Below are 9,358 nucleotides of genomic sequence, written 5' to 3'. Positions count from 1 at the left end.
AGGAGCGAGCGATCGCCGGATACGTCCGCTGGCACAACCGCCACGCCACCCCGAAACGCCGCTTCGCCGCCAACTCCAAGATCCGCAGGCCCGATTACCTACCCAACGTTGCCTGACGCAGCACTAGACAAGACCGGGCTCGTGGCTGTGCCAGCCAGTCTGGCCAAGGCGGCGTTTGCCCGGCCGAGTCCGGCTCGGGCACAGCACTTGGCCCTCAGTGCTCCGACAAGCTCGCCGTGGTTGCCCTGCCCTTCATCGAGCTCCGCCGACGGCGTTGAAGACGCTGGCGGGCCGGGCTCGAGTTCACGACTGAGGAAGTTCGTATCGGAGGCGCCCCTCGCTCCCCGACACGACGTCCTCGGGGCGCAGTGGATGTCGGGCCGCCGCGGGCCGATAACGCTTACGTCACCGCTGGCGCGCCCGAGAGCCGAATGGCTGGTGCTCGCGGCCTCCGCTTCCGGCCGGGCGAGGCTGTGGTTCTTAGGGCTCGTCCGAGGAGCCGCCGGAGCCCGCCGAGCCCTGGCTTCCGGGTGAGCCGCTGTCCGCGCCGCCCTCACCGCCGGCCCCGCCCGCGCCGCCGGCGCCGGGCTCGGTGTCGCCCGTGGCCGCTGCATCACCGCCATCGCCGCCGCGGCCTCCGTCCCCACCGTCGCCGCCGCCCGTGCCGTTGCCGCCATCGCCCCCGCGACCGCCAGCTCCTCCCCTGGCATCACCTTCGATGAAGGTGGAAGCGGAGCCGCCGTCGCCGCCCCGACCGCCATCTCCGCCCGCCGGGTGGTCGGTGGTCCCGTCGCTGCCGTTGCCACCGCTACCTCCGGCGCCACCCCTGGTGGCGCCCACGGTCGCTCGGGCGTCGCCGCCGGCGCCACCGTCGGCGGTGCCGCCGTTGGCTGTCCCTCCGCTGCCGCCAGCGCCGCCGGTCGCGGAGCCCTCGTTCGTGGAAGCTGATCCGCCGGAGCCACCGTCAGCGCTGCGCGGGGCGATTCCGCCGATACCGCCATCCCCGCCAGTGCCGCCGTCCCCGCCGCTTGCTCTGCCGATGCCCGCGCCCGCGCCGTTGCCCCCGTCTCCCGGCAGTGCGTCGGCGTCTCCGCCGTTCCCGCCGTTCACGTCGTTCGGCAGGGTGCTCGTGTCGGCAACGCCTCCGCCGCCGCCGTGACCGCCCTGGGCGGTCGCGTCGCCTCCGGCGCCACCGACGGCCTGACCGACAACCGCTAGGCCTACTCTCTCGACACCGCCGTTCCCGCCGCGTCCCCCGGTCGCGCTGCCGAGGCCACCTTGCGCCCCACCGCCGGCCGTGCCGTCGGCGCCGTCCCGGCCGGTGCCCTCGGCGTCACCGCCGGCGCCCCCCGCTCCTCCCGTCGCGGTGGCAGCCGCTCGCGGTCCGGTGTCGCCGGTCCGCCCTCCGGTAGCGGTCGCGGCTCCGCCGGCTCCGCCGTCGCCGCCGACGCCTATACCGGCCTCCTGTCCGATGCCTAGGGCGCCGCCGCCAGAACCTCCGGTCCCACCCGTGGCGGTGGCAGTCCCTCCGGCTCCGACGGTGCCGGCGCTCGCGCCCCCGCCGCCGCCGGTGGCGCTCGCCGCGCCGCCGACGCCTCCGTCCCCGCCGACGGCGGTGGAGGACGTGCCCGTGGTGTTCTCGGCCCGCGCCCCGTTGCCGCCGTCGCCCCCGGTCGCGGTGGCGTCGCCGCCCGCGCCGCCGGCCCCCTGGAGGGCGGTGCCGGTCCCGGTGATCGCGGCCGTTCCCCCGCTGCCGCCGTGGCCGCCGAACGCACTCGCGAGCCCGCCGGGGGCACCGTCGTTGCCGGTCGCGACCACGGCACCGCCGGGCCCCGTGACGGTGGTGACCTCGGTGACGTCGAACCGGGGCCGTCCGGTCGCGGTCGCGTCGCCGCCGAGGCCCCCTGCGCCTCCGGTCGCGGTGGCCGTGCCGTCGGCGGCGCGCGTGGCGCCACCCCCGTCGGCGCCGCCCTGCCCCGCGTTCGCGGTCGCGTTCCCGCCGTCGTTGCCGCTCCCGCCGATGACGTGCAGGTGCGGGCTCCCGACCGCCGTCAGGTCGAGGCCGACCCCGTCCCCACCGTCGCCACCGCGAGCCATCGCGTCGCCGCCGGTGCCACCGACGCCCTGGTTGGCCGTGCCGGTACCCGCGGTCGTCGCGGTGCCGCCAGCGCCACCCCGCCCGCCGGTCGCGGTCGCGGCGCCTCCGGCCGTGCCGCTGTTGCCGACGGCGTAGAAGCCCGAGGCGTCGTTCGAGTTCTCCCGACCCTCCCCGTCAACACCGGGTCGGCCGGTCGACATGGCGTCGCCGCCGACACCGCCGGCCCCACCGTTCGCGGTCGCCAGGCCATCCGCGGCGCGAGTGCCGCTGCTGCCGTTGGCGCCACCCCGCCCGGCGGTCGCGGTGGCGTCGCCTCCGTCGCCGCCAGCGCCGCCGGTGACGTGCAGGTGTGGGCTCCCGATCGCCGTCAGGTCGAGAGTGGACCCGGCGCCCCCGTCGCGACCGGTCGCGGTGGCGTCCCCGCCGGTGCCGCCGGCTCCCTGGACCGCGGTGCCGGAGCCGTTAATCGTCGCGAGACCGCCGTTGCCGCCTCGGCCGCCGGTCGCCGTTGCGTCGCCGCCGGCGGTCCCGCTGTTGCCCGTGGCGTAGAAGCCGGTCGCCGGATCGTTCTCGTTCTCCCGGCCGACCCCGTCCGCGCTGGGACGCCCGGTCGAGGTGGCGTCGCCGCCGAGCCCGCCCGCACCACCGATCGCGGACGCGGCGCCGCCGGTCGCCCTGGGGCCACCACCGCCGCCGAGCCCGCCCTGCCCCGCGGTGGCGATCGCGAGCCCACCGTCGCCGCCGACGCCGCCGGTGACGTGCAGGTGCGGGCTCCCGATCGCGGTTAGGTCGAGGCTGACTCCGTCTCCACCGTCGCCACCGTGAGCCGTCGCGTCGCCGCCGGTGCCACCGGCGCCCTGCACGGCGGTGCCCGGCCCGCTCACCGTGGCGGTGCCGCCGTTGCCGCCCCGCCCGCCGGTCGCGGAGGCGGCGCCACCGGCGGTGCCGCTGTTCCCGACGGCGTAGAAACCCGTGGCGTCATTCGAGTTCTCCCGACCCACACCGGCCACGCCCGCGGTGCCGCTGGACAGGGCGTCGCCGCCCCAGCCACCCCCGCCGGCGGTCGCCGTCGCCGTTCCCGCGGCCGCCGGGCCGCCCGCCCCCGCACCGCCCCGGCCTGCGGTCGCTGCGGCGTTGCCTCCGTCGCCGCCGGCACCCGCCACGACGTCGCCGACGGCGATGACGTCCGCCCCGTCCATCCCGGCGCCGCCTGTGGCGACGGCATTCCCGCCGACGCCACCGGCGCCGCGGCCCGCACGGCCGTTGACGGTGGTGGTCCCTCCGGCTCCCCCGGCTCCGCCCGCCGCCGTCGCGTCGCCCCCGCGACCGGCCGACGACGAGCTCCCGTCCACACCGGTCGCGGTCGCGGTGCCGCCGCGACCGCCCGTGGCGATCGCGGTGCACACGCCACGGCAGTACGCCGCGCCTCCGTTGCCGCCGACGCCGCCCGTCGCGGCCGTCGTGGTGGTCGAGCTCCCGCCGCGTCCCCCGCTCGCGACGTTGGTGCAGACCCCGAGGCAGTAGCCGACCCCGCCGTTGCCCCCCGCGCCGCCGGCCGCGGTCGTCGAGTCGGTGCCGCGCGCGCCGGTCGCGACGTTCGTGCACTGGCCGATGCAGTAGCCCGTGCCGCCTCGTCCACCATCCACGCCGGGGCGCCCAACGGCGACGTCGGTGCACACGCCGGCGCAGAACTCGGTGTTGGTACCGGCGTTGTAGGCGCGGATGTAGCCCTGTCCATAGGTGATCTTGTAGTCGCGGGGGTTGAACGAGGCCGCCCAGCCCGCGGCTCGGATCTGCGAGCTGAACGCGGTCAGCGCCGCGGCATCGGCGGGAGATGGCCGGGATGCCGGCCCAGTCGTCAGTCGCGACGGACCGGGCGAGAGCACTGACTGCACCGGGGTGGGCTCGGTCGAGCTCGTGGGAGCTGAGACCGGGGACGGTGAGGCCCCGACCGTCGCGGCCACCTGCGTGACCCGGGATGCGGACCCGTTGGGCGCGCCGGATCCTTGGGGAGAGAGCGTTCCCGGACCTCCGGTGCCCGCGCCCGCGTGCAGCATGACCGGGGTGGCTCCGACCGGGGCGCTGATGGCGTGAACCGTGCCCGACGCGTCGACCGCCACCGTCGTCGGGGCGATGAGTAACGACGTGGTCCGGGTAGCGGTCCACTGTCCGCGACGGCCAGCCGAGATCGTGGTGATCGACCGACCGCTCCGGTTAGCGGTGTAGACGGTGCGGCTGGCCGGGTCGAGGGCGACCGACACGGGCTCGGACCCCGTCGGCACGCTGCCCTCTAGCTCGTACCCACCGCCCGTCAGTGGCGCGAACACCAGCACCCGGTCGCCTCGAGCGTCCGCTTGGAAGACCGTGCCCGACGCCGGGTCAACGGCCACCGCCGTACTCGGCGCGGACGCGGCCGAGCTGGACGATGCAGGGCCGCCGTGCGGGCGCTCGGCTCGCGCCGGAGTCGCTGCTTGGGCCGTGGACGGGAGGAGCCCCCCGATCAGGGCGGCCGCCGCGAACGCCCCGACCGCGCCGCCACCGAGTACGCGGCTGCTCTTTCTCTGCACCACAGGGACCTCCCGAGACCCGGCCGATAGGCCCCTGGACGAACCCGGCCTGGCGACCTTTCCTGTTCGATATTGGTGACGGTGATGAGCTGATCTGATCGAATCTACGATCGTTAGGAGTGATGTCGGCGCCGATGTTTGCATTTATCTACGGTGAGACATATCGACTGTTGCGAATCCGCCGCACAACGGCACCAACACCGCAGCGCTGCGCGAACGTCGCAATCACCCTGGGCATGGGCTTCGTATTCCGCAGCACCGTCTGGTGTCGTACACGTTTCGGCCGTGCGGGAGCTCGCTGCCGACCTCACTCTCGGGGCCCGGGCGTTCGCCACGGGAGTGCTGACGCTTAAGGGTCGATCAGTGCGCGAAGATCGACAGATAGTCAAAGGCGAACACTCGCTGCGGGTTGCCGAAAGCCGTTCCGATGTACCACGGCATGACGCAGCAGATAGGGATCTGAACCACGGCGACGACGAGCACCGCAAGGGTCTTCAGAAGCGCGTTCACGATCGTCACGGCTCTCACGTCTTCCCGTAGGCCCGAGTTCTCCGTCGTCGGGCGCGAGGACCAGTGTCGAGGCTCCAACGAGAAACGACCGTCGCCATGACGACTCTGCGTATGTCGGCCTCGCGACAGACGCAGCGGTCAGGCTCCCACGAGCCGTCGGGTGCGCTCGGCCTCCTGACGTGAGCGGGCTGCCGCACGCTCGGCTCCCCAGGCGAGGTTCCGCGTGAGCGCGTCCGCCATGTGCTCGGTCGCGGCGGCGAGGTCACCACCGACACGTGCCAGAAGACCCAGGTAGTGGGACGCAGCACCGAGGTGGACGGCACCGGAACCGAGCACGACGCCCTGCTTTGCCCAAGGGGTCAGCGCGGCGAACAGTTCTCGAGCGTCGGCGGCGACGTCGTCAGCCTCGTCGGCGAGGAGATCGATCCCTTCGGCTAGCAGGCAGAGCGAGTAGGACCGGGACTGGTCGACCGCGACGTGCGCGTAAGCGTCGCTGCGGAGCTCCGCGAGTTCGCGCCGCACACGCTCGATATGGCCAGCTCTCGCAAAGGCCCCGACGAGCACCGAGCGGAACGCCGGCGGCGCGTGTCCGGCAACCGTCTCGAGTTCGGGCAGGATCTGCTCCACGGTGCCGTGCTCGGTGTGCCACTGCAGCGACTGGACGGCGTGGACGAGCTCGACGTCGCGGTAGTGCCAGCGCACCCCTTCGTCACGGAAGTCGGCGATTAGGTCGGCGGCCACGAGGAGATCGCCGCGCAAGAGGGACATCATCGCTCGCCACATCGACGGGTACCACAGGTAGGCCGGCCGTCGGAGCTCGACGGCGAGGCGCTCGGCGCGGCCGCGCATTCGTTCGGCCTCGTCGATGGAGCCTGCCTCGAGGAGGTCGACGAACCGCAGGCGAGCCCCCTCGAGCTCGAGGTGGCCGTCCCCGGCCGCACGGGCGGACTCGATCAGTTCATCGCCGTCAGCCAGGCGCCGCTCCAGGTCTTCTGGTCCGATCAGGTTCGCCCGTCGAGCGAGGAGGCAGTACGCCAGCGCGCCGGGGTCGCCGGATCGACGGGCGAGCTCGTGTGCCGTCGCTCCGGCGCTCCGGGCGCGGTTCCGGTCCCCGGCGTACGCATGCGCCCTTGCCGTGGCGGCCAGCAGGCGCGACCGGCCTGCGTGGTCCGCGCGGTCGGCGACGCCGAGCGCCTGCGCGAGAAGGCCGAGGGAACGGTCTCCCCAGTCTTCGCGGGGCAGTCGGCTGTCGAAGAGCGCGTCCTCGTAGCCGAGCGCCGCGCGCGCACGATGGACACGATCGTCGCTCGGGACCATCTCCTCCACCGCTTCGAAGGCCTTGATCGCTTCCTCGAGCCGCCCGGCGCGTCGCAACGCGTCTGCGTGCCGCTCCTGGCGCCGAGCGCGGTCGGGCGACACGCCAACCGGAGCAAGGTCACGCGCACGTCCGAACAGCTCGGCGGCGCGTTGGGGGGCAGCACCGATGCTGGCTTCGCCGGCGTCCTCCAGCCACCGACCGGCTCGGCGAGCGAGCTCGGTCCTGGCGAGGCCGGCGTGCACGGGTCCACCGAGCTCCAGGGCTTCCTGCAGTGCCGCCTCGAGGTGGCTCCCGACGACGTCGGCCCGCGGGGACGGACCTCGGCCGGCCGCCCACTCGGCGAACGCGACGTGGAGCTCGGCCCTTCGCGCACGAGGCAGGGTCGTGTAGGCCGCGTCCCGGACGAGGGCATGCCGGTAGCTGTACGACGAGTCGTCCAGGGGGCCCGGCGTCGGCCCGTGGAGCAGTCCCGTGACGGTGAGCAGGGCCAGCGCACCGGTCGGTCGGGCGATACCGAGCGCCGGCAGCGCCGACGCCGGGAACGTCGTGCCGGCCACGGACCCGGCGGCGAGCAGTTCGCGAGTCTCGGCCGACAGGAGGTCGAGCTGGGCGAGATGGATGCTGCGGATGGTCGATGGGACGGTCTCGTTCCCTGTCCGAGCAAGCCCGCCGGTGAGCTCGCGGTCGCGGAGGAACTCGTGGACGAACAGCGGGTTTCCCCCGGCCGAGGCGACGATGCGGCGCAGGAGGTCGTCCGGTATGACGGCGTGTCGGTGTGTCTCCCGCACCAGCGTCTCGACCTGCTCGTCGGTGAGCGGCCCGAGGGCGCGCACCACCACGCCGGTTGTGGGATCGGGTCCCTCAGGCAACCACGCACCCGGACGGCCCGTCGCGACCACCGTTCGGCCGGGACGCCGTCCGGCCGTACACGCGAAGCGCAGGAACGCATGGAAGTCGGGCGCCGCGAGGTGGGCGTCCTCCACGATCCAGACGTCCGCCGGTGTGTCTCCCCCGTCAAGAACGGCGAGCCAGGAGGCCCACAGCTCCTCCGGGGCCCCCTCGCCGCCGCCCTCGAGGAGGGCGGCGACGTGACGAGCCGCCAGCTCCGCGCGAGGCCCGGTGGAGCCGGTACGTTCCAGTTCTCCGGTGAGCTCGGCAGGAGAGAACGGGCGCCCCAATGCCGCCCGCAGGAGCGTGGCGACGGGCTCGTACGGAGCTCCGTCCTCGAGCACCGCCGCGATCAGCACCGTGCCGCCGCGCTCGCGGACCTCACGGGCGAACTCGTTCACCAGGCGAGACTTGCCGGTGCCGGGCGGCGCTATCACGACAACCTGACGCACGCCCGACGCGCAATCGCGCTCCAGCTCGGCGAGCTCCGCGTCCCGTCCGACGAAAGGTGTGGGCGCCCGGACCGACGGGACGTCGACGGCGTTACCGAGGCCCGGCACCGCGCTCCAGACAGGGATCGGCCGCGACTTCCCCTTCAGCAGGATGGGGCCACCGGCCCGAAGCGGGACACGCCCGTCAACGGCAAGGGCGACGTGCTCGCCGACCAGGACGGCGCCGGGGTCGGCAGCGGCCTGGAGCCGAGCGGCGGTGTTGACCACGTCGCCCGACACGCGCCAGTCCCCCGGCTCAGGACCCCATCGCACGATCACGTCGCCGGTGTCGATACCGACCCGGACCTGCAACGCCCCCGCGTCCAGCGCGAGGTCGCCCGCGACGTCGTCCATCCCGTCGATGATGTCCAGACCCGCCAGCACGGCTCGCTCGGCGTCACCGTCTCTCAGGGCAGGTAGCCCGAACACGACCAGAACCGCGTCCCCGACGTACTTCTCGACGCGACCCCCATACCGGGTGGCCACCGCGTGGACGTGCCCGAAGTAGTGGTCCTGCAGAGCGGCGACCGCCTCGGGGTCGAGGCCCTCGACCAGCGGAGTGAACCCGACGAGGTCGACGAAGAGCACGTGCACCAGGCGACGTTCGGCATCGGGCATCTACGCACCCCCCCGAGGCCGTCCCTCGCTCACGCAGAGCTACACAGTAACGCAAACGGGGGTCCTCACGAGGACCATGACATCGTCAAGCGCCGAGGGAGGCTCGTGATGCTGTCGGCCGACGAAGCGCGCGAAGCGATGCGCCGGGAGTGGGGTCGCGTCGTGTCCACCGTCGCGAGGCTCGACGATGCGGCCCTGGCGGCTCCCACCCGGTGCGCGGGCTGGACCGTCCTCGACCTGGCGCGACACCTGGCCTGGGCGACGTCGATGGAAGCCGACGCGCTGCGGCGCGCTCGTCTCGGCGCCACCGGAGTCGCAGAGGGGCGCCATCCCGGCGTCGACGCGGACACCGTGCGGGCGGGACTGGCCGACGGTGTGGATGCTCTGCTCGCCGAGCTGGACCGGGGTGTCCTCGCCCTCGACGCCCTGCTGCCCCTCCCGACCGGCGCCGTGCCGATGGCGTTCGGGAGCCAGGTCCTCGTGCTGGAGGCCGGTGTCCACGCCGACGACGTCGAGAACGCTCTCGGTCGTGACGAGCCGCTGGCGTCCGACGTCGTCACGGCCTGCGCGGTCGTCCTCGCACTGGCGCTTCCCGCCTTCGCGACCCTCGCGGGTAGTGCGGCGACGGCGCCGGCACCGGGCACGGTCGTGGCAGTCACCAGCCCGCACGTGTCCGCACGGTGCCGATTCGCCGCCGAGGGTTGGACCGTCGTCGACGGCGGCACCGAAGCGACCGAGCGCGTCCAGGGCGACGACGACACCGCCGTTCTCCGGTTCGCCCTCGGCCGCCTCCCGGCCGGGGATCCCCGTCTGCGTCTGTCGCCCGGCGCAGCCGACTTCAAGCGATGGTTCCCCGGGCCCTGAGCCC

The 9,358-nt window shown here is 74.1% G+C and carries 4 protein-coding genes; 1 reads left to right on the top strand and 3 read right to left on the bottom strand.

Translation table 11 applies throughout. The features are described from left to right. Positions 1-480 precede the first annotated feature (480 nt). The 3 genes from QSK03_RS13000 to QSK03_RS12990 form a co-directional block, all read right to left on the bottom strand. Positions 481-3,993: a hypothetical protein gene (locus QSK03_RS13000; RefSeq protein WP_285652427.1), complete on the bottom strand. Its 3,513-nt coding sequence runs from the start codon at positions 3,991-3,993 to the stop codon at positions 481-483. A gap of 1,032 nt (positions 3,994-5,025) precedes the next feature. Further along, positions 5,026-5,184: a hypothetical protein gene (locus tag QSK03_RS12995; RefSeq protein WP_285652425.1), complete on the bottom strand. Its 159-nt coding sequence runs from the start codon at positions 5,182-5,184 to the stop codon at positions 5,026-5,028. A gap of 129 nt (positions 5,185-5,313) precedes the next feature. Beyond that, complete coding sequence (locus QSK03_RS12990) at positions 5,314-8,490, bottom strand: adenylate/guanylate cyclase domain-containing protein (protein WP_285652423.1); 3,177 nt, start codon at positions 8,488-8,490, stop codon at positions 5,314-5,316. 108 nt (positions 8,491-8,598) lie between these two features. Between QSK03_RS12990 and QSK03_RS12985 the strand changes: the two genes are divergently transcribed. Then, on the top strand, positions 8,599-9,354 hold the full coding sequence (locus QSK03_RS12985; protein ID WP_285652422.1) for a maleylpyruvate isomerase family mycothiol-dependent enzyme: 756 nt from the start codon (positions 8,599-8,601) through the stop codon (positions 9,352-9,354). Positions 9,355-9,358 lie beyond the last annotated feature (4 nt).

It is taken from the genome of Actinomycetospora sp. NBRC 106375, assembly GCF_030269665.1.
Classification (GTDB): Bacteria; Actinomycetota; Actinomycetes; order Mycobacteriales; family Pseudonocardiaceae; genus Actinomycetospora.
The sequence above is the reverse complement of the archived record's forward strand: the minus strand, read 5'-3'. Positions and strand labels throughout refer to the sequence as shown.

Bases quoted from the DNA above. Each gene is read 5' to 3' on its own strand.
- QSK03_RS12990 (WP_285652423.1), bottom strand. From the start codon at position 8,490: ATGCCCGATGCCGAACGTCGCCTGGTGCACGTGCTCTTCGTCGACCTC.
- QSK03_RS12985 (WP_285652422.1), top strand. From the start codon at position 8,599: ATGCTGTCGGCCGACGAAGCGCGCGAAGCGATGCGCCGGGAGTGGGGT.